Source organism: Allobosea rubneri, assembly GCF_032464875.1.
GTDB classification, from domain to species: Bacteria; Pseudomonadota; Alphaproteobacteria; order Rhizobiales; family Beijerinckiaceae; genus Allobosea; species Allobosea rubneri.
This window is the reverse complement of sequence record NZ_JAWDID010000079.1, coordinates 1-20348: the sequence shown is the minus strand read 5'-3', so window position 1 is coordinate 20348 and position 20348 is coordinate 1. Positions and strand designations below refer to the sequence as shown.

At 67.7% G+C, this 20348-nt stretch carries 18 protein-coding genes and 1 pseudogene; 16 read left to right on the top strand and 3 right to left on the bottom strand.

Features of this window, described 5'->3' with window-relative positions:
* Positions 1-897 (bottom strand): annotated as a pseudogene (locus RKE40_RS27615) (MutS N-terminal domain-containing protein); the annotation flags it as partial.
* Between the two features lie 183 nt (positions 898-1080).
* Here RKE40_RS27615 and RKE40_RS27610 point away from each other — a divergent pair.
* Entirely contained in the window at positions 1081-2913 is a 1833-nt protein-coding gene (locus RKE40_RS27610) for a methyl-accepting chemotaxis protein (RefSeq protein WP_316021372.1), read from the top strand.
* A gap of 132 nt (positions 2914-3045) precedes the next feature.
* A complete protein-coding gene (locus tag RKE40_RS27605; RefSeq protein ID WP_316021374.1) occupies positions 3046-5331 on the top strand; it encodes an NADP-dependent malic enzyme in 2286 nt (761 codons plus the stop codon).
* A gap of 161 nt (positions 5332-5492) precedes the next feature.
* On the opposite strand, the gene RKE40_RS27600 is transcribed toward RKE40_RS27605, so the two are convergent.
* Entirely contained in the window at positions 5493-6710 is a 1218-nt protein-coding gene (locus RKE40_RS27600) for a penicillin-binding protein activator (RefSeq protein ID WP_316021371.1), read from the bottom strand.
* Positions 6711-6885: 175 nt separating this feature from the next.
* Between RKE40_RS27600 and rsmI the strand changes: the two genes are divergently transcribed.
* From rsmI to gshB, 3 genes are all read left to right on the top strand, one after another.
* Positions 6886-7818 carry a 16S rRNA (cytidine(1402)-2'-O)-methyltransferase gene (gene rsmI / locus RKE40_RS27595; RefSeq protein ID WP_316021370.1) on the top strand — a complete coding sequence of 311 codons (933 nt, stop codon included), beginning with the start codon at positions 6886-6888 and terminating at the stop codon, positions 7816-7818.
* On the top strand, positions 7815-8195 hold the full coding sequence (locus RKE40_RS27590) for a YraN family protein (RefSeq protein ID WP_316021369.1): 381 nt from the start codon (positions 7815-7817) through the stop codon (positions 8193-8195). Before rsmI ends, RKE40_RS27590 begins: the two co-directional genes overlap by 4 nt.
* Positions 8196-8263: 68 nt before the next feature.
* A complete protein-coding gene (gshB, locus tag RKE40_RS27585; protein ID WP_316021368.1) occupies positions 8264-9211 on the top strand; it encodes a glutathione synthase in 948 nt (315 codons plus the stop codon).
* Between the two features lie 10 nt (positions 9212-9221).
* Here the strand turns inward: gshB and RKE40_RS27580 are convergent, their stop codons facing one another.
* Positions 9222-10010: a HesA/MoeB/ThiF family protein gene (locus tag RKE40_RS27580; protein WP_316021367.1), complete on the bottom strand. Its 789-nt coding sequence runs from the start codon at positions 10008-10010 to the stop codon at positions 9222-9224.
* Positions 10011-10184: 174 nt separating this feature from the next.
* On the opposite strand from RKE40_RS27580, the gene RKE40_RS27575 reads away from it, so the two are divergent.
* From RKE40_RS27575 to RKE40_RS27525, 11 genes are all read left to right on the top strand, one after another.
* Positions 10185-10955, top strand: a complete 771-nt coding sequence (locus tag RKE40_RS27575) for an SDR family oxidoreductase (RefSeq protein WP_316021366.1) — start codon at positions 10185-10187, stop codon at positions 10953-10955.
* 136 nt (positions 10956-11091) lie between these two features.
* On the top strand, positions 11092-12093 hold the full coding sequence (locus tag RKE40_RS27570) for a BMP family lipoprotein (protein ID WP_316021365.1): 1002 nt from the start codon (positions 11092-11094) through the stop codon (positions 12091-12093).
* Positions 12090-13163, top strand: coding sequence for a hypothetical protein (locus RKE40_RS27565; protein ID WP_316021364.1), 1074 nt, complete (start codon positions 12090-12092; stop codon positions 13161-13163). Before RKE40_RS27570 ends, RKE40_RS27565 begins: the two co-directional genes overlap by 4 nt.
* Positions 13164-13185: 22 nt before the next feature.
* Positions 13186-13923, top strand: a complete 738-nt coding sequence (locus RKE40_RS27560) for an MBL fold metallo-hydrolase (RefSeq protein WP_316021363.1) — start codon at positions 13186-13188, stop codon at positions 13921-13923.
* Positions 13920-15455, top strand: a complete 1536-nt coding sequence (locus RKE40_RS27555) for an ABC transporter ATP-binding protein (protein WP_316021362.1) — start codon at positions 13920-13922, stop codon at positions 15453-15455. The genes RKE40_RS27560 and RKE40_RS27555 overlap by 4 nt, the downstream gene beginning before the upstream one ends.
* Positions 15452-16552 carry an ABC transporter permease gene (locus RKE40_RS27550; protein WP_316021361.1) on the top strand — a complete coding sequence of 367 codons (1101 nt, stop codon included), beginning with the start codon at positions 15452-15454 and terminating at the stop codon, positions 16550-16552. Before RKE40_RS27555 ends, RKE40_RS27550 begins: the two co-directional genes overlap by 4 nt.
* Positions 16553-16556: 4 nt before the next feature.
* Complete coding sequence (locus RKE40_RS27545) at positions 16557-17528, top strand: ABC transporter permease (RefSeq protein WP_316021360.1); 972 nt, start codon at positions 16557-16559, stop codon at positions 17526-17528.
* Positions 17529-17535: 7 nt separating this feature from the next.
* Positions 17536-17949, top strand: coding sequence for a cytidine deaminase (locus tag RKE40_RS27540; RefSeq protein WP_316021359.1), 414 nt, complete (start codon positions 17536-17538; stop codon positions 17947-17949).
* Between the two features lie 60 nt (positions 17950-18009).
* Positions 18010-18822: a purine-nucleoside phosphorylase gene (locus tag RKE40_RS27535; protein ID WP_316021358.1), complete on the top strand. Its 813-nt coding sequence runs from the start codon at positions 18010-18012 to the stop codon at positions 18820-18822.
* A 1-nt stretch (position 18823) separates the two neighbouring features.
* Complete coding sequence (deoC, locus tag RKE40_RS27530; protein ID WP_390893558.1) at positions 18824-19588, top strand: deoxyribose-phosphate aldolase; 765 nt, start codon at positions 18824-18826, stop codon at positions 19586-19588.
* On the top strand, positions 19588-20348 hold a 761-nt coding region (locus tag RKE40_RS27525), incomplete at its 3' end, for a thymidine phosphorylase (protein WP_316021357.1). The genes deoC and RKE40_RS27525, both read left to right, overlap by 1 nt.

The window sequence follows — 20348 nt, the reverse complement described above, 5'->3', positions numbered from 1 at the left end:
TCTCGAACTGACGCGCACTCTGTCCGGCGAGGCGCTCGGCGAGAAGCCGGCTGCCACCTGGCGTCTGCGTCCGGTCGATCGTGGCAAGCAGGCTGCCGGCGCGCTCGCCGGACAGAGTGCGCGTCAGTTCGAGATTGGCCCTGGTCGCCGCGTCGATCAGCATGGCCGCGCTCTCGCCGCCGCGGCGGCGGCGATCTCGGCGCGGCTGAAGGCGCCGAAGGCATCGAGCGTCGCGACGCCGAAGAACTCCTTGAGCCGCCTTTCGCCGGAAGCCGGATCGAGCCCCTCGCGGGCCAGCGGCGTCACCGCCGCAGGCGTATCGCGCCAGACCTCCTTGAGTTCCGGATCCTCATGGATCGCGTCCGGGCAGACGATCTCACGCGGCTCCAGCCGCGCCAGCTCGACCGAGAGCCCACGCGCATCGGTTTCCAGCACGCTGAAACGGCCGGTCGAGATGTCGACGGCGGCGATGCCATAGGCATAGCTGACATCGCTGAGCCGGCGCCGCGCCACGGCGACGAGCAGGCTGGCGCGGCCGGGCTCGAGCAGGCGCTCCTCGGTGATGGTGCCGGGCGTGACGAGGCGGACGACATCGCGCTTCACCACCGATTTGGCGCCGCGCTTCTTGGCCTCGGCCGGATCCTCGGTCTGCTCGCAGACCGCGACGCGGTGGCCGGCGGCGATCAGGCGCTGGAGATAGTCGTCGGCCCGGTCGACCGGGACGCCGCACATCGCGATGTCCTCGCCGAGATGCTTGCCGCGCTTGGTCAGGACGATGCCGAGGGTGCGCGAGGCGATCTCGGCGTCCTCGAAGAACAATTCGTAAAAGTCGCCCATCCGGTAGAACAGCAGGCTGTCCGGATTGGCGGTCTTGATCTCGACGTACTGCGCCATCATCGGCGTGACGCGACCGGGATCGGCGCTCGCGCCGGCGGCGGCAGGGGGGCTCTTGGTGTCGCGGGGAGAGGTGCTGTGCATCGCGCCGGCACGCTATCAAATCACGCCGCCAAGGCCATCCGTTAGGGAGACTTTCAACAATTGAAAGCAGGCTGACCGGGCCATTTTCGGCCAAAGGCCCCCATGTCGCTCCTGATCAACCTCGTCGAGAGCCTTTCCTTCCTGCTGCTCGCCGCACTGGTGGTGACGGTCGTCGCGCCCTGGCTCGACCAGCGACCGATCCTGCGCCAGGTCACGATCGGCGCCCTGTTCGCGGCCGCCGCGCTGTGCAGCATGGCCTTCCCGTTCGTGGTGGAAGCCGGCGTCGTCGTCGATTCCCGCAACACGCTCGCGATCCTCGCCGGGCCGATCGGCGGGCCGATTTCTGCCGTGCTGACAGCCCTGCCACTCGCGGCACTGCGCTACAGCCAGGGCGGCGCCGGCATGGCGACCGGCCTTGCCGGAATCTTCCTCAACGCCCTCGCCGGCGTCGCCTATGCGGCATGGCTTTACCGGCAGCGCCGCTCCTTCGGGCTAGGCGACTTCGTGGTGCTGAGCGGGATCGGAGCGCTATGCCTTCTGCTCTCGGTGCTGTTCATGCCGGACCCGGCGATCGCCGAGCGCTTCCTGCGCAAGGCCGTCCCGATGATCATCCTGGTCAACACGATCGGCACGATCCTGGTCGGGCTCGTCGTGCACAATGACCGCGAGCGCCGCGAGAACGCCTACCGGCTGCGCTCCCTGATCCAGCGGGCGCCCGGCACGCTCTACCAGCGCATCGTCCACCCCGATGGCTCGCTGAGCTATCATTTCGCCTCCTTCGCCATCGACCGGCTGCTCGGGATCACCAAGGAGGAGGTCGAGCGCGATCCGGAAACCTGGCTCGGCAAGATGCTTCCCGAGGACCGGGCGCGCTTCGAGACGGCGCGCATGAACCCGGAAAGCTATGGCGATCTATGGCGGTTCGAGGCGCGCTATGCCGGCGTCGACGGCGCGATCATCTGGCTGCGCAGCGAGGCCTCCTGCCGCCGCCTTCCCGACGGCACGGTGATCTGGGACGGCATCCTGCTCGACATCACCCCCGAGAAGACACTCGAGACCCGGCGCGACGAGGTCGAGAATCTCCGCCGCTCGGCGCTCGAGGAACTCGCGGCCAATCTCGAAGTCACCGTCGGCAAGGCCCTGCGCCAGGTCGGCGAATCGGCCCGCGACATGCACGAGGCGGCAAGGCAGATGGCGGCGAATGCCGACCATACCACCCAGCGGGCGGTCGACGTCACCCAGCAGGCGCAGCTCGCCTCGCACCGCGTCGGCAGCGTCGCGCTGGCGGCGGAAGAGATCGACGCCTCGATCCGCGAGCTAACCCGGCAGACCGGGCTGGCGGCCGAGACGGCGCAGGAGGCGGCGAGCCATGTCCGCTCGACCCGGCGCGACGTCAACGGCCTCGCGCTCGCCGCCGACCAGGTCGGCGCCGTGCTCGACTTCATCGAGGACATCGCGGCGCGCACCAACCTGCTGGCGCTGAACGCCACCATCGAGGCGGCGCGGGCCGGCACCGCCGGGCGCGGCTTCGCCGTGGTCGCCGGCGAGGTCAAGAACCTCGCCGAACAGACCCAGAAGGCGACCCGCGACATCGCGGCGACGCTGCAGGAGATCCGTGCCGCCGCGGCGACGGCAGCCGAGGCCGTCGGGCAGATCGAAGCGACGATGGGCACGATCGAAACCACCTCGGGGGCGATCGCACGGGTCGTCAACACGCAAGGCACGATCGCCTCCGGCATCGCGGCCGACGCACAGGCCGTCGCCGGCTCGACGACGACGGTGACCGGCAATGTCGCGGCGCTCGGCGACGAGGCGCGCTCGACCGGGGAAACCGCCTCGCGGGTCGTCGATGCGGCGCGGCGGGGCAGCGAGCAATCGGTCGAGCTCGACCGCTATGTCGGCGATTTCGTCGCCCGGGTGCGTGGCCGCCTCTGAACGCTTCGGCGAGGCGACGACCTTCTCCGTTCAGGCAAGAGCCATGGTCGGCAATCGCGCCTTGTGGAGCGGGCGGGCGCTGCCCTATGGTCGTTTCCCCCCGAGGAAACGTCCGTGAAAAAGAACAAACGCATGAACGACCGACCACCGATCAAGCGCACCCGCCCGACCTTCACCGACCAGGAAGCTCTGCTGTTCCACTCGGACGGCCGGCCGGGCAAGCTCGAGATCGTTCCGACCGTGCCGATGGCGACCCAGCGCGACCTCTCGCTGGCCTACTCGCCCGGCGTCGCCGTCCCCGTCCTCGCCATCGCCGAGGACCCCAGCCGCGCCTATGACTACACCGCCCGCGCCAACCTCGTCGCGGTGATCTCGAACGGCACCGCCATTCTCGGCCTGGGCAATCTCGGCGCGCTCGCCTCCAAGCCGGTGATGGAAGGCAAGTCGATCCTGTTCAAGCGCTTCGCCGACGTCGATTCGATCGACCTCGAGGTCGACACCGAGGATGCCGACAAGTTCATCGAGGCGGTGCGCTATCTCGGCCCCTCCTTCGGCGGCATCAATCTCGAGGACATCAAGGCGCCGGAGTGCTTCATCATCGAGCAGCGCCTGCGCGAGCTGATGGACATCCCGGTCTTCCATGACGACCAGCACGGCACCGCGATCATCGCCGCCGCCGGCCTGATCAACGCGCTCGACCTGACGGGGCGCGACGTCAAGACGACGAAGCTCGTCATCAACGGCGCCGGCGCCGCCGCCATCGCCTGCATCGAGCTTTTGAAGGCGATGGGCTTCAAGCCCGACAACGTCATCCTCTGCGACACCAAGGGCGTGATCTACCAGGGCCGCACCGAGGGCATGAACCAGTGGAAGTCGGCCCATGCGGCCGTGACCGACCGGCGCACGCTGGCGCAGGCCATGGAAGGGGCAGACGCGTTCTTCGGCCTGTCGCAGAAGGGCTCGGTGACCCCTGAGATGGTCGCCTCCATGGCCGAGAACCCTATCATCTTCGCGATGGCCAATCCCGACCCGGAGATCACCCCGGAAGAGGTCGCGGCGGTGCGCGACGACGCGATCATGGCGACCGGGCGCTCGGATTATCCGAACCAGGTCAACAATGTGCTGGGCTTCCCCTTCATCTTCCGCGGCGCGCTCGACGTGCGCGCCACGACGATCAACATGGAGATGAAGATCGCGGCGGCCGAGGCGCTCGCATACCTCGCACGCGAGGACGTGCCGGACGAGGTCGCCGCCGCCTATCAGGGCGCGCGCCCGCGCTACGGCAAGGAATACATCATCCCCGTGCCGTTCGATCCGCGGCTGATCCATGTCGTGCCGATGGCCGTCGCCAAGGCGGCGATGGATACCGGCGTCGCCGGCAAACCGATCGTCGACACCGCCGCCTACAAGGCGCAGCTCTCGGCGCGGCGCGATCCGGTCGCCGGCACGCTCAACCGCATCATCGAGCGCGTGCGCCGCTATCCGAAGCGCGTCGTCTTCGCCGAGGGCGAGGAGGAGCAGGTGATCCGCGCCGCCGCCTCCTTCGTCAACCAGGGGCTCGGCAAGGCGATCCTGGTCGGCCGCGAGGAGCGGATCAGCGAGGCCGCGACCTTCCTCGGCGTCGATCTCGAGGCCAAGGGCATCGAGATCCAGAACGCCAGGCTGTCGCACCGCAACAGCGCCTATGCACAGTATCTCTACGAGCGGCTGCAGCGGCAGGGTTACCTGTTCCGCGACTGCCAGCGCCTGATCAACCAGGACCGCAACCATTTCGCCGCGGCTATGGTGGCGCTGGGCGATGCCGATGCGATGGTGACGGGCGTCACCCGCAACTACTCGATCGCGCTCGAGGAAGTCCGCCGCGTCATCGACGAGAAGCCGGGCCACCGCGTCATCGGCGTCTCCGTGGTGGTCGCCCGCGGGCGCACCGTGCTCGTCGCCGACACTGCCATCCACGAGATGCCGACGGCCCGCGAGCTCTCCGAAATCGCGATCGAGGCCGCCGGCGTGGCGCGGCGCCTCGGCTACGAGCCGAGGGTCGCGATGCTCGCCTTCTCCTCCTTCGGACACCCGCCCGGCGAGCGCTCGGCGAAGGTGCGCGAGGCGGTCGCGATCCTCGACAACCAGCGCGTCGATTTCGAGTATGACGGCGAGATGGCGGCCGATGTCGCGTTGAACCGCGATCTGATGGCGCAGTACCCGTTCTGCCGCCTGACCGGCCCGGCCAACGTCCTGGTCATGCCCGCGTTCCACTCGGCCTCGATCTCGACCAAGATGCTGCAGGAGCTCGGCGGTTCGACCGTGATCGGCCCGCTGATCGTCGGCCTCGACAAGCCGGTGCAGATCGTGCCGCTCGGCGCCAAGGATTCCGACATCGTCAACATGGCGGCGCTGGCGGCGTTCAATATCGGCGGGTGATCGAACCGCATATGTCGTGCTCGGGCGAAGGCCCGAGCATTTCGAGACGAAAAAGGCGCCCGTCGAGGCGCCTTTTTCCATTGAGCTTCCTGGAATTTATCCCTGGCCGGCCGAAGCCCGGGCCAGAGGGCTGCGTCTGGTAGCGACGCGCCCGGGTTACGTCAGTTCGTCCGGGGCCCGAGATCGCGCGGGGCGGCGTTGACGGTGACGATCTGGCCGTTGCGCAATTCGAGCACGGCGAGACCGCGCTCGTTCAGCCCATCCGGACGGAAGCGGAAGACGCCGTCGGCGCCGGCAAAGCCCGACGGATTGGTCAGCACGGATTCGGAGAAGCGCTGGCTGCCTTGCGTCCTGGCGAGCGCTGCGGCGAGCGAGACCGCGTCATAGGAGAGCGTCGCGGTGCGGGTCGGCGCGCTGTTGAAGCGCTTCTGGTAGCGGCCGGCGAAGGCATTGAAGCCGGCCGTGTCGGGCGAAGCGAACCAGCCGCCCTGGATGGCGGGAATGCGGGCGACGGCGGCATCATTCCAGACGCCGGTGCCAAGCGGCTTGACCTTGGCCGGGTCGTAGCCGGCCTGCTGCAGGATCAGACCGAGCTGCGGCATGGCGTTGGCATCGCCCGGCACGAACAGCGCATCGGCCTGCTGCAAGGCGGGCGTCAGCCGGCCGGCAGAGGCGCGCATGCTGTTGGCGTCGGCGCCGAAGCGCTCGATCACCACGGCGCGGGCGCCGCGATCGGCCACCGCCTGCTGGAAGGCGGCCTCGACGACCTTACCATAGGCGGTGTCCGGCACCATCGCGGCGAAGGATTTGCGGCCCTGCGAGGCGGCGTAGGCGATCACCCGGTTGACGTCGTTCTCGGGCGGGAAGGAGAGCAGGTAGACGCCGCGGGAGGCGACGTTGCTGTCGCTGGAGAATGCGATGACCGGCTTGCCGGCGCCGCGCGCGACCTGAGCGACGGCCTGGACCGAGGGCGCGAAGAGCGGGCCGATGATCAGCTCGGCGCCTTCGCGCAGCGCCGCCTGAGCGGCGGCCTGGGCGCCGTCGGGCGTGCCGCGATCGTCCTTGACCAGCAGGGTCAGGTCGGCCCCCGGGAATTCGGCGAGCGCCATCTCGGCGGCATTCTTCAGGGAATTGCCGACCGTCGCGCCGGCGCCTTCCGCCGTCAGCGGCAGGATCAGCCCGACCTTGACCGAGCCGGTCCCGATCGTTGGGCCGGTCGGAGCCGAGGCAGCGCCACCAGCGCCGCTGTCGAAGCCGGGCAAACCGGAGGTTCCGCCGCTGCAGGCGGTGAGCAGGAGCGAGGCGCCGCTGGCCAGAATCAGCCGCCGCGAGACGCCGGCGAGGGGCGCCTGATCTGGAATTCCAACTGGGCGCGACACGGGTTTCGTCTCCACTGCTGAGCAGGGCGCGTCCTCACGGTCGCGCCCGGCGGTGCATATCCCCCCGGACCACGGGAAAATACCTGCCAGCCAGGGATGGTATTTTCAAGCTGTTAACTATGAGTTGCCGCCGGCGCGATGGCATCCCGGCAGCGCCTGTGGCAGTTTCGCCGCCATGTCAGCGCCTTCCTCCGCCGCGCCGCTCTCGGGCCGCGCCAAAGATACCCCGGCAAGCTACACGGCCTTCGGGCTGCGGGCCGAGGCCGAGCCGCTGGCGCCCGGCCTGCACATCGTCGCGACACCGATCGGCAACCTCAAAGACATTTCCTTTCGCGCGCTGGCGACGCTCGCCGCCGCGGACGCCGTTCTCGCCGAGGACACCCGCACCTCGAAGACGCTGCTGGCGCATTACGGCATCGCGACGCCGCTCCTGCCGTATCACGAGCACAATGCCGCGCAGATGCGCCCGAAGATCGTCGAGAGGCTGCGCCAGGGCGGCAAGCTCGCACTGATCTCGGATGCCGGCACGCCTTTGGTCTCCGACCCCGGCTACAAGCTGGTCGCCGAGCTCGTGGCCGAAGGCCTGCCCGTCACCGGCATCCCGGGGCCGTCTGCGGTGCTGGCGGCGCTGGTGCTCGCCGGCCTGCCGACCGACCGCTTCTTCTTCGAGGGCTTCCTGCCGCCGAAGAGCGCGGCCCGGAAGGCGCGGCTGACCGAGCTTGCCGCCATCCCCGGCACGCTCGTCTTCTTCGAATCGCCGCGGAGGCTCGCCGAGATGCTGGGCGACGCGGCGGGGGTGCTCGGACAGCGCCCGGGCGCGGTCGCGCGCGAGCTCACCAAGTATTACGAGAACGTCCGGCGCGGGCCGCTTTCCGAGCTCGCCGCCCATTATGGCGAGGCCGAGGAAGCGCGCGGCGAGATCGTCGTGATCATCGGCCCGCCGGACGCCACCGCTCTGGCGCCGAGCGGCGCCGCGCTCGACGAAGCGCTGCGGGCGGCGCTCGAAAAGCTCTCGCTGAAGGAGGCGGTGGCGCAGGTCACGGCCGCCAGCGGCCAGCCTCGGCGCCTGGTCTATGCCCGCGCACTCGAGCTGACACGGACGCCGTGAGCGAGGCGGCCCGCAGCCGACGCGCCCGCCATTCCGGCCTCGCCGGGCGGCGCGGCGAATGGCTCGCCGTGCTCTATCTCAGCGCCAAGGGCTATCGCCTGCTGGAACGGCGCTTCGGCGGCAAGGGCGGCGAGATCGACCTGATCATGACGCGCGGCAACAGCATCGCCTTCGTCGAAGTGAAGCGCCGCGCTGCGCTCGACGAGGCGGCGGGCGCGATCACCGCCGACAAGAGGCGCCTGATCGAGGCGCGCATCCGGCAATGGCTGGCGCGCAATCCCTGGGCGATGCAGCGCCATTTGCGGGCCGATGCCGTGTTTCTCGCGCCCTGGCGCCTGCCGCGCCATGTCCCTGCCGTCTTCGAGCTCACGCTCTGACGCAGGACGAGCCCCTTGCGCTGGCGCGGCGGCAGGCTCGATAAAGCGCTCACAACCGGAGCGCTCCCATGCCGTTGAACGTCGCCATCCAGATGGACCCGATCGAGAAGGTCCGCATTGCCGGCGACACCGGCTTCTCGCTGATGCTGGAAGCGCAGGCGCGCGGCCACCGGCTCTTCACCTACACCCCCGACAAGCTCACCCTGCGCGACGGCAAGGTCACTGCCGTGATCAACCCGGTCGAGGTCCGCGATGTCGAGGGCGACCACTACACGCTGGGCGAGCCCGAGCGCACCGACCTCTCGACGCTGGACGTGGTGCTGCTGCGCCAGGACCCGCCCTTCGACATGGCCTATGTCTCCTCGACGCATATGCTCGAGCGCATCCACCCGAAGACGCTGGTGGTCAACGACCCCGCCGAAGTCCGCAACGCGCCCGAAAAGCTGTTCGTCACGCATTTCCCCGAGCTGATGCCGCCGACGCTGATCACCCGCGACCGGGCCGAGATCGAGGCCTTCCGCGAGGAGTTCGGCGAGATCGTGATGAAGCCGCTTTACGGCCATGGCGGCGCGACCGTGTTCAAGACCGGTAAGGGCGACCCGAATTTCGGCTCGCTCTGCGACCTCTTCGCCAATCTCTTCCGCGAGCCCTGGGTGGTCCAGGCCTTCCTGAAGGAGGTCACCGCGGGCGACAAGCGCATCATCCTGATCGACGGCAAGGCGGCCGGCGCGGTCAACCGCGTGCCGGCGGAGGGCGACCTGCGCGCCAATATGGTGCGCGGCGGCGCCGCCCGGCCGACCGACCTCTCGAAGCGCGAGCTGGAGATCTGCGAGCGTATCGGCCCGGCGCTCAGGGAACGAGGCCTTTTGCTGGTCGGCATCGACGTGATCGGCGGCAAGCTGACCGAGATCAACGTCACCGCCCCGACCGGGGTCCGCGCCATCAAGAAGCTCGGCGGGCCGGATCTCGCGGCGCAGCTCTTCGACGTGATCGAGGCGAAGCGGGCGGCGCTCTGAGCGCCCCGGCTCATCCCGTCGCTGCGACGGGCGTTCCGTTGAGCGGGTTCTCCGGGTCCCAGCGATAGCGCATCGTCTCGAAGCGCATCGCCATCGCGTCGACCAGCAGGAGCCTGCCGACCAGCGGCTCGCCGAAGCCGGCGATCGTCCGCAGCACCTCCAGCGCCATCAGCGAGCCCATCACGCCCGGCAACGCCCCCAGAATGCCGGCCTCGGCGCAGGGTGCGATCGTGCCGGGCGGCGGCTCGTTGGGAAACAGGCAGCGATAGGTCGGATTAGGCTCGCCATCCGGCCCGGTCTCATGCGCCCTGATCGTGGTCAGCGAGCCGTCGAAGCGGCCGAGCGCCGCCGTGACCAGCGGCTTGCCCTCATGGAAGCAGGCATCGGAGACCGCATAGCGCGTGGCGAAATTGTCAGAGCCCTCGGCGACGACGTCGTAGAAGGCGACGAGCGCGCGGGCGTTGTGCGGGTCGATCCGCGTGACGTATTCCTCGATCTGCACATGCGGGTTCAGCCGCTTGACGAAGCCGGCCGCCGCCACCGCCTTGCGGGCACCGACCTCCTCCGTGCCGAAGATGATCTGGCGCTGCAGGTTCGACAGGCTGACATGGTCGTCGTCGACGATGCCGATGGTGCCGACCCCGGCTGCGGCGAGATAGGCGAGCAGCGGCGCACCGAGTCCGCCGGCGCCGATCACCAGCACCCGCGCGCGCTTCAGCCGTGCCTGTCCCGGGCCGCCGATCTCCGGCAGCACCAGATGGCGGGCATAGCGCTCGATCTCGGCGTCGCTCAGCATCATGCCCTCAGGATTAGGCCGATCGCGCCCGCGCAGCAATCGGGTGCTCAAGATCCGTGGCAAGGAATTCGGCTGCCGGGAATCGGGTGCCATGCCGTGACAGGAAGCGGGTGTCTGCCCCGTCCCGCCGGCTGCGATCACCGCGCCGCAGTTTCCTGCGGCATGAAAGGCAAAGCCATGACAGTTCTCAAAGACAAGATCGCGCTCGTCACCGGTGCGAGCTCCGGGATCGGGCGCGCCGCCGCCCGCCTGTTCGCCAGCGAAGGGGCAAGAGTGGTGGTGACGGCACGGCGCCAGGATGAGCTCGACCGGCTCGCTGCCGAGATCGCAGCCGCGGGCGGCGAAGCGCTCGCCGTTGCCGGCGATATCCGCGACGAGGCATTGGCGCAGCACCTCGTCGAGGCGGCGACGGAGCGCTTCGGCGGGCTCGACATCGCCTTCAACAATGCCGGCGTGGTTGGCGAGCTGGCACCGGTGGCGGAGATGTCCTCGGCGGCGTGGCGCGAGCTGATCGAGACCAACCTGACGAGCGCCTTCCTCGGCGCGAAATACCAGGTGCCGGCGCTGCAGGCGCGCGGCGGCGGCTCGCTGATCTTCACCTCGAGCTTCGTCGGCTACACGGCCGGGCTTTCCGGCATGTCCGCCTATGCCGCGAGCAAGGCCGGGCAGATCGGGTTTGTGAAGGCGCTCGCGGCCGAGCTCGGGAGCCAGGGCATAAGGGTCAATGCCCTGCTGCCGGGCGGCACCGATACGCCGGCGAGCTTCACCAACGCGCCCGATGCCGGGCCGGAGGTGCTGGCCTTCGTCGAGGGGCTCCACGCCCTGAAGCGCATGGCGAAGCCCGAGGAGATCGCGAAGGCCGCGCTGTTCCTGGCCTCGGACGCGTCGAGCTTCGTCACCGGCACGGCCTTCCTCGCCGATGGCGGGGTCTCGATCCAGCGCGGCTGACGGAGCCTGCACGCTCTTGCGAAACGCCGGGCGGTCCGCCTCACGCGCGGCCGCTTGGCCCTTTCGAAAAGCCGTGCCATCGTGATCGCATAGAGGGGCAGCCGAACTGCTCCATGCGTGACAGGGGAACGGTTCCATGCGCCTGAAATCCCTCGCCCTGGCCCTGGCCGGCGTCGCCCTTTCGGCGTTCGCCGCCACCGCCCAGACCGCGATCAAGCCAGCGGTCGTCTATGACAAGGGCGGCAAGTTCGACAAATCCTTCAACGAAGGCGTCTTTATCGGCGCCGAGAAGTTCAAGGCCGATACAGGCGTCGAGTTCCGTGATTTCGAGCCGACAAACGATGCCCAGATCGAGCAGGCGCTGCGCCGCTTCGCGCGCGACGGCCATTCGCCGATCATCGCCGTCGGCTTCTCGCAGGCGACCGCGCTGCAGAAGGTCGCGGCCGAATTCCCGGACCTGAAGTTCACCATCATCGACATGGTGGTCGAGCTGCCGAACGTGCAGTCCGTGGTATTCAAGGAGCATGAAGGCTCCTATCTCGTCGGGCTGCTCGCCGGCCTCGCCTCGAAGACCGGCAAGGTCGGCTTCGTCGGCGGCATGGACATTCCGCTGATCCGCAAATTCGCCTGCGGCTATGTCCAGGGCGTCAAGGCGGCGAAGAAGGAGGCCGAGATCTTCCAGAACATGACCGGCTCGACCCCGGCCGCCTGGAACGACCCGGTCAAGGGCGGCGAGCTCGCCAAGTCGCAGATCGACCGCGGCGCCGACGTGGTCTACCACGCCGCCGGCGGGACCGGGATCGGGGTGCTGCGCGCCGCGGCGGACGCCGGCAAGCTCGGAATCGGCGTCGATTCAAACCAGAACATGCTGCATCCCGGCAAGGTGCTGACCTCGATGCTGAAGCGCGTCGACGTCGCCGCCTACAACTCCTTCAAGGCGGCCCGCGAGGGCAGCTGGAAGCCCGGCGTCTCCGTGCTCGGGCTGAAGGAGGACGGCGTCGGCTGGGCGCTCGACGACAACAACAAGGCGCTGATCACCGCCGAGATGAAGGCCGCCGCCGACAAGGCCCGGGCCGACATCATCGCCGGTTCGGTCAAGGTCCACGACTATATGTCGGACTCCAAGTGCACGATGTGATGATGAAGAAGGGAGGCAAGCAGCTAGTGCGCGCAGCTCAGGCGAGCGAAGAGCGTGTTCAATTAGTTTGGGCTATCGACCAAAATTTGGTCGCCGCATCGAACTCTAACCGTAACTCTGGAGATAGAAACAGAGATTTAATAGATGGTATCACTTTAAAGAATTTTAATTACCCGTATTTTGGAGGAAAATTCTGTTTATCAATTTCACCTGAAAACCCACTTGAAGAAAATTATGGAAAAATAGACGATCCTCTTAGTTTTAACTCAAATCCTATTAGCTATTTGCTACTAGATGCAAATATCTCGCAACCAGATAGAGAAAAGATTATTTCTGAGTGCGATGATTTTTGGGTCGGCCCGGAATTGAGCGAGCACGCAATTCAGTACGCCGCGTTTTCACTTATTCACAATATCGCAAAAAATGTCGTAGTATGCGCCAATATTTCCAAACCGGGATCTCTAACTACTAAACGCGGATACGTTATATCCGCGGGACACAAATTCGATGTATCATCTTTTAATTCCAATGTTAGACGTGGATTGCTCATTGAAGAAAAGAAATCGTTGCGTCTTTTCAGAGATTTGCCCTTTTCTGATGTTTGGAGTTGGTACTCAAGTCTTGGCGGAACAATCGCTGGCTCTCCGACAAATGATGTCGAAATAGCTACCTGTAACTTTATTTCGCTGTTCGATGAGAACAGCGACTTGAGCGGCGCGAGAGATTTGGTTTGGAGCTTTGCAGGATTAGAGGCTCTGCTTGCAGAGAGCGAAAGTGGAATAGTGAGCCAACTCAGGCAAAAGCTAATTGCGATATTTGGAAACCAAGTTGATATCAAAGATTTTGATAAGCAAATCCGAGAGATGTATCAAATAAGATCAAACATTGTTCACGGAAAAATGAGAGACATACCTACATTTCAAGGCCACTTCATGCTGAAAGACGCAAAAAATGGCCGAGAAAGCCAAAGCGAATCGGCGAATTTTGCAATGTATATACTGACGGCACTGATACAATACTGCTGTCAAAATTCACTCAGTCAGATCAAATTTAAAACTGTGGTTGTTTGATGGGGCGCATGAAGAACGCTAGATGAAGATCACCATCCACGGCTCGGGCGACGCCTTCGGCTCCGGCGGCCGCTTCAACACCTGCCTCCAGATCGAGGCGGGCGAGGCGAAGCTGCTGCTCGATTGCGGCTCGTCCAGCATGGTCGCGCTCAACCGGGCCGGCGTCGTGCGCAACCAGCTCTCGACGCTGCTATTCACGCATTTCCACGGCGACCATTTCGGCGGGCTGGCGGCCTTCCTGCTCGAAGCGCAGTTCCTCTCGCGCCGGCGCGAGCCTTTGACCATCGCCGGCCCGGAGGGCGTCGAGCACCGGGCCCGGCATGCGCTCGAAACCGACTTTCCCGGCGCCTCCAGCAATCGCTGGCGCTTCCCGATCACTTATGTGGAGATCACGCCCGAGGCTCCGGCGGAACTCGACGGCATCGCGGTCGAAGCCTTCGCGATGGTGCATGACGAGCGCGCCGGCCCCTGCCAGGGCTACAGGCTGAGCCATGGCGGCAAGACCTTCGCCTATTCCGGCGACACCGCCTGGACGGACGCGCTGATCCCGCTCGCTGCGGGTGCCGATGCGCTGCTGGTCGAGTGCTACACATTCGACCGGGTGCTGGCCAACCATCTCGACTACCGCTCGCTCGCGGCCCATCGCGACGCGCTCGACACGCCGCGCATCATCCTGACCCATATGGGGCCGGACATGCTGGCGCATGGCGAGCCGCTCCCCGAGACCCGTGCCCATGACGGCATGGTCCTCCACCTATGACGGGCGCCGCGCCTGCCGCGATCGAACTCTCCGGCGTCTCGAAGTCCTTCGGCCCGGTTGCCGCCAACCGAGACGTCTCGGTCACGGTCGCTGCCGGCTCGATCCATGGCATCGTCGGCGAGAACGGTGCCGGAAAATCGACGCTGATGTCGATCCTCTACGGTTTCTACGAGGCCGATTCCGGCGAGATCCGGGTGCGCGGCGCAAAGCGCACCATCCGCTCCTCGGCCGAAGCAATCGCCGCCGGCATCGGCATGGTCCACCAGCACTTCATGCTGGTCGAGCCGCTTTCGGTGGTCGAGAACGTCGTGCTCGGCGCCGAGGGCGGGCCCTGGCTGAAACGCGGCCTCGCCAAAGCGCGCGCCGAGCTCGCCAGGCTCTCGGCGCAGTACGGTCTCGCCATCGACCCGGACGCCACGGTCGGCTCGCTCTCGGTCGGGCTGCAGCAGCGCGTCGAGATCCTGAAGGCGCTCTATCGCGGGGCCGAGGTGCTGATCCTCGACGAGCCGACTGCGGTGCTGACCCCGGCCGAGGCCGACCAGCTCTTCGAATTGCTGCGGGCGCTCAAGGCGCAGGGCAAGACGGTGATCCTGATCACCCACAAGCTGCGCGAGATCATGGCGGTGACCGACCGGGTCTCGGTGATGCGGCGCGGCGAGATGGTCGCCCATGTCGAAACCGCGCAGACGTCGCCGGACGAGCTTGCCGAGGCGATGGTCGGCCGGCGCGTGCTGCTGCGGGTCGAGAAGACGCCGCGCCAGCGCGGTGCGCCGGTGCTGGAGGCGGTCGGGCTCACCGTGGTAGACGCGCGCGGCCACGAGACGCTGCGCGAGGCCAGCCTGACGCTGCATGAAGGCGAGATCGTCGGCATCGCCGGCGTCGCCGGCAACGGCCAGAGCGAATTGCTCGACGTGCTCGCCGGGCTCATCCAGCCGGCGCGCGGGGTGATCCGCCTCGATGGAAGGATCCTCAACGCCGCCGATCGCAGCCCGGCCAATCTGCGCCGCCTCGGACTGATGCATATCCCCGAGGACCGGCAGAAGGCCGGTCTCGTCACCGCCTTTGCCGCAGCCGAGAACATGATCCTCGGCTATCACGACGATCCGGCCTTCGGCCCTGGGCCCCTGCTCTCGCCTCCGGCGGTCCGCGGCCATGCGCTCGCTGGCATGCAGGCCTATGACGTCCGCCCCGCCGATCCCGCGCTGAAGACGGCGAAATTCTCCGGCGGCAACCAGCAGAAGATCGTGCTAGCCCGCGAGATCGAACGGGCGCCGAAAGTGCTGTTGGTCGGCCAGCCGACGCGCGGCGTCGATATCGGCGCGATCGAATTCATCCATCGCCGCCTGATCGCGCTGCGCGATGCTGGGGTCGCGATCCTGCTCGTCTCGGTCGAGCTCGACGAGGTGATGGCGCTGTCGGACCGGATCCTGGCGCTGTGCGGCGGAAGGATCACCGGCGAACGCGTTGCCGAAGAGGCGGACGAGCGCGACCTCGGCCTGCTGATGGCCGGCGTCAGCGAGCGGGCGGCATGAGCGCCGCGCCCATCGAGCTTCCGCGCTGGGCCGATACGGCGCTCGTGCCGCTGGTCTCGGTCGCGGCCGCGCTGCTGGTCGCGGGGCTTGTCGTGCTCGGCATCGGCGAGAGCCCGCTGGAGGCCACAGCGCTCCTGCTGAAGGGCTCGCTCGGCAGCCTCGAAGGGCTCGGCTTCACGCTCTATTACGCCACCAATTTCCTCTTCACCGGGCTCGCAGTCGCAGTCGCCTTCCATGCCGGGCTGTTCAATATCGGCGGCGAGGGCCAGGCGACGGTCGCCGGCATCTTCGCGGCGCTGGCCTGCCTCTGGCTCGCGCCGCTGCCCGGCATCCTGCTGGTGCCGCTCGCCATTCTCGCCGCGGCTGCGGGCGGCGCGGTCTGGGCCTTCATTCCCGGCTACCTGCAGGCGATGCGCGGCAGCCATGTCGTGATCACCACGATCATGTTCAACTTCATCGCCGCGACCCTGATCGTCTACCTCCTGGTCGAGGTGATCGGGAAACCGGGCTCGATGCAGCCCGAGACGGCGGACTTCGCGAAGCATGCGACGCTGACGCCGATGCACCAGTTGCTGGCGCCGCTCGGCCTGAAGCTGCCGACGACGCCCTTGAACAGCGCCTTCCTGCTGGCACTCGCCGCGCTCGTCGCGGTCTGGCTGCTGATCTACCGCTCCCGTCTCGGCTATGCGATCCGCACCGTCGGCGCCAATCCCCGCGCCGCCGCCTATGCCGGCATCTCGCCCGCCAGGATCACCATGGTGGCGATGGCACTTTCGGGTGCGCTCGCCGGCGGGCTCGCGGTCAACGAGGTGATGGGGGTGCAGCACCGGCTGGTACTCGATTTCACCGCCGGCTACGGCTTCGTCGGCATCGCGGTGGCGCTGATGGGGCGGGGCCATCCGGTCGGCATCGGGCTGGCGGCGCTGCTCTTCGGGGCGCTCTACCAGGGCGGCGCCGAGCTCTCCTTCGACAAGCCGACCATCACCCGCGAGATGGTGGTGGTGATCGGTGGCGTGGTGATCCTCTTCGCGGGGGCGCTGGAAGGGCTGTTCCGGCGGCTGGTCGCGGGCACGCTGCGGCTCGGACGCGGAGGCTAGGCGAATGGAGATCGTCCAGACGCTCGCCGTCATCCTCGATTCGACGATCAGGCTCTCGGTGCCGCTGCTCTGCGCCGCCATGGCCGGGCTCTGGTCGGAGCGGGCGGGCGTCGTCGATATCGGGCTGGAAGGCAAGATGCTGATCGCCGCCTTCGCCTCGGCAGTGATCGCCTACAAGACCGGCTCGGCCTGGGCCGGGCTCGGCGCCGGCATTGCCGCCTCGGTCGCACTCTCGCTGGTCCATGGCTTCGCCGCGATCACCTGGCGCGGCAACCAGATCGTCTCCGGCGTCGCCATCAACATGCTGGCGGCGGGACTGACCGTGATCCTCGGCAATGCCTGGTACGGCCAGGGCGGGCGCACGCCGCCGCTCGAAGGCGCGGCGCGCTTCGGCGAGATCGAACTGCCGCTGGTCGAGACGCTGAAATCCGTTCCCGTGCTCGGACCGCTCTACGACATCGCCGTCTCCGGCCATGCCGCCCCGGTCTATCTCGCCCTGTTCTGCGTCGTGCTGACGGCGCTGGTGCTGAAGCACACCCGCTTCGGCCTGCGCCTGCGCGCCGTCGGCGAGAACCCGGCGGCGGTCGACACGGCCGGCGTCTCGGTCGCCGGGCTGCGCTATGCCGCCGTGATCATCTGCGGCGCGCTCTGCGGCCTCGGCGGCACCTATCTCGCCGTCTCGCAATCGGCCGGCTTCCTGCCACAGATGACCGCGGGCAAAGGCTTCATCGCGCTGGCCGCGGTGATCTTCGCCAATTGGCGGCCCTGGCCGGCGCTCTTCGCCTGCCTGCTCTTCGGCCTGCTCGACGCGATCGCGATCCGCCTCCAGGGCGTTGCATTGCCCGGCATCGGACAGGTACCGGTGCAGGCGATCCAGGCCCTGCCCTATGTGATGACGGTGGTGCTGCTCGCCGGCTTCATCGGCAAGGCGGTGCCGCCCAAGGCCTCCGGCCTGCCCTATGTCAAGGAACGCTGAAGCCGCCATGAGCCCTGCCGCGACCGAGATCGACGCCCTCTTCGCTGCCGCCAAGGCCGCGCAGGCACGCGCCTATGCGCCCTATTCGCGCTTTCAGGTCGGTGCCGCGATCCTCGACGCAGGTGGAAGCATCCATGCCGGCTGCAATGTCGAGAACGCCGCCTATCCGGTCGGTGCCTGCGCCGAAGCCGGGGCGATCTCGGCGATGGTCGCAGGCGGGGCCCGCGCGATCCGCGCCATCCTGGTCATCGGGCCGGGCGAGGAGTTGGTGACGCCCTGCGGCGCCTGCCGCCAGCGCATACGCGAATTCGCGGCGCCGGAGACGCCGGTGCTGATCGCCGGGCCGGACGGGGTGCGCGCGCGCTTTTCGCTCGCCGAGCTGTTGCCAGCCTCCTTCGGACCGGCCAATTTGCCGAAGTGATTTGCGGCGCCCGAGAGCCGCCTGAGACGGTGCTTTCGACGCGCCGATGGAGCGTACAAAATGGCGGCGGATCCGCTTTTCGACCAAGCGGCATCGGTCCTGATCGACCGTGGCATCGATGGCGGCATCGACTGCGCAATCGTGCTCGGCACCGGGCTCGGGCGCATCGTCGACGACATGACCGAGACGGTCTCGATTCCGTTCGCGGAGATTCCCGGCTTTCCGCAAGGGTCGGTCTCCGGCCATGCCAAGCAGGTGAGCTACGGCCTGCTCTACGGCAAGAAGGTGCTGATCTTCGAGGGCCGGGCGCATTTCTACGAGACCGGCGATCCGGCGATCATGCGCGTGCCGCTCGGCCTGCTGACGGCCTTCGGCTCACCGCCCCTGGTCCTGACCAATGCCGCCGGCTCGCTGCGGCCGGATCTGCGGCCCGGGAGCCTGGCGCTGATCACCGACCACATCAATTTCAACGGCCCGAACCCGCTGGTCGGCGATATCGGCGACGGCCGCTTCGTGCCGATGATCGACGCCTATGATCCGCATCTGCGCGCCCGGCTGAAGAAGGCCGCGGCGACCAGCGGTGCCAATATGGGCGAAGGCGTCTACATGTGGTTCAGCGGGCCGAGCTTCGAGACCCCGGCCGAGATCAAGATGGCCAAGCTGCTCGGTGCCGACCTCGTTGGCATGTCGACGGTGCCGGAGGTGATCCTGGCGCGGCGCCACGGCCTGCGCGTCGCCGGTATCTCGATCATCACCAACATGGCCGCCGGCACGCTCGGCGGCGCGCCGAGCCATGGCGAGACCCGCGATGTCGCCGCGACCGCGACCGCCGGGCTGCGCCGCGTCTTCCGCGCCTTCCTGACGGATCTCTGACGTGACGAGCGACGCCGAACTCGCGCTGCGTGCCCTCAGGCTGCTCGACCTGACCGATCTGTCGGAGCGGGCGACGGAAACCGGCGCGCTTCAGCTCTGCGCCCGCGCCGTCGCGCCACCCGGCCCGGTGGCGGCGATCTGCCTCTGGCCGCAATTCGTCAAGACGGCCCGCCGGGCGCTGCGCAACCAGCCGGTCCAGATCGCGACCGTGATCAATTTTCCCGCCGGCGGCAGCAATTGCAGCCTGATCGAGAACGACCTGTCCGAGGCGCTCGCCGATGGTGCCGACGAGATCGACCTCGTCCTGCCCTGGCGCGCCTTCCTCGCCGGCGAGCTCGCCAGCGCCCGCGAGATGGTCGTCGAGGCCAAGGCGCGCTGCGGCGACAAGACGCTGAAGGTGATCCTCGAAACCGGCGAGTACCCCGACCAGGGTGCCGTGCGCGCGGTCTCCGAGCTCGCCATCGCCGCCGGGGCCGATTTCATCAAGACCTCGACCGGCAAGACCACGATTTCAGCGACGCCGGAGGCGGCACGCACCATGCTGGAGGCGATCAAGGCCTCGGGCCGGCCGGTCGGGCTGAAGCCGTCCGGCGGGCTGCGGACGCTCGCCGATGCGCGGACCTATCTCGACCTCGCCGACGAGATCATGGGGCCGGACTGGGCGACGCCGAAGACCTTCCGCTTCGGCGCCAGCGGCCTCTATGGCGTGCTCGCCGACATCATCGCCGGCACCGTGGCGGGCGAACGCACCGACGGAGCCTATTGATGCGCCTGCCCCAGGAGATCATCACCGCCAAGCGCGACGGGGAAAAGCTCGCTGCCGCCGATATCCGGCAGATGGTCGCCGGTCTCACGAACGGTGGCATCAGCGAGGGCCAGGCGGCGGCCTTCGCCATGGCGATCTTCTTCAGCGGCATGGATGCCGATGAACGGGTCGCGATGACGCTGGCGATGCGCGATTCCGGCACGGTGCTCGACTGGAGTGACCTGCCGGGCCCGGCGCTCGACAAGCATTCGACCGGCGGCGTCGGCGACACGGTCAGCCTGCCGCTGGCGGCGGCGGTCGCGGCCTGCGGCGGCCATGTGCCGATGATCTCCGGGCGCGGCCTCGGCCATACCGGCGGCACGCTCGACAAGCTCGACGCCGTGCCGGGCTATGTCACCCAGCCCGGGCTCGAACTCTTCCGCAAGGTGGTGCGCGAGGCCGGCTGCGCCATCATCGGCCAGACCGCCGATCTCGCCCCGGCCGACCGGCGCCTCTACGCCATCCGCGACGTCACCGGCACGGTCGAGACCATCCCGCTGCTGACCTCCTCGATCCTGTCGAAAAAGCTCGCCGCCGGTCTGCACGGCCTCGCAATGGACGTGAAGTTCGGCTCCGGCGCCTTCCTGCCGCCGCTCGCCAAGGCGCGCGAGCTCGCCGCGGCGCTGGTCAGCGTCGCCAATGGCGCCGGGCTGCCGACCACGGCGCTGCTGACCGACATGGACGAGCCGCTCGCCTCCGCCGCCGGCAACGGGGTCGAGGT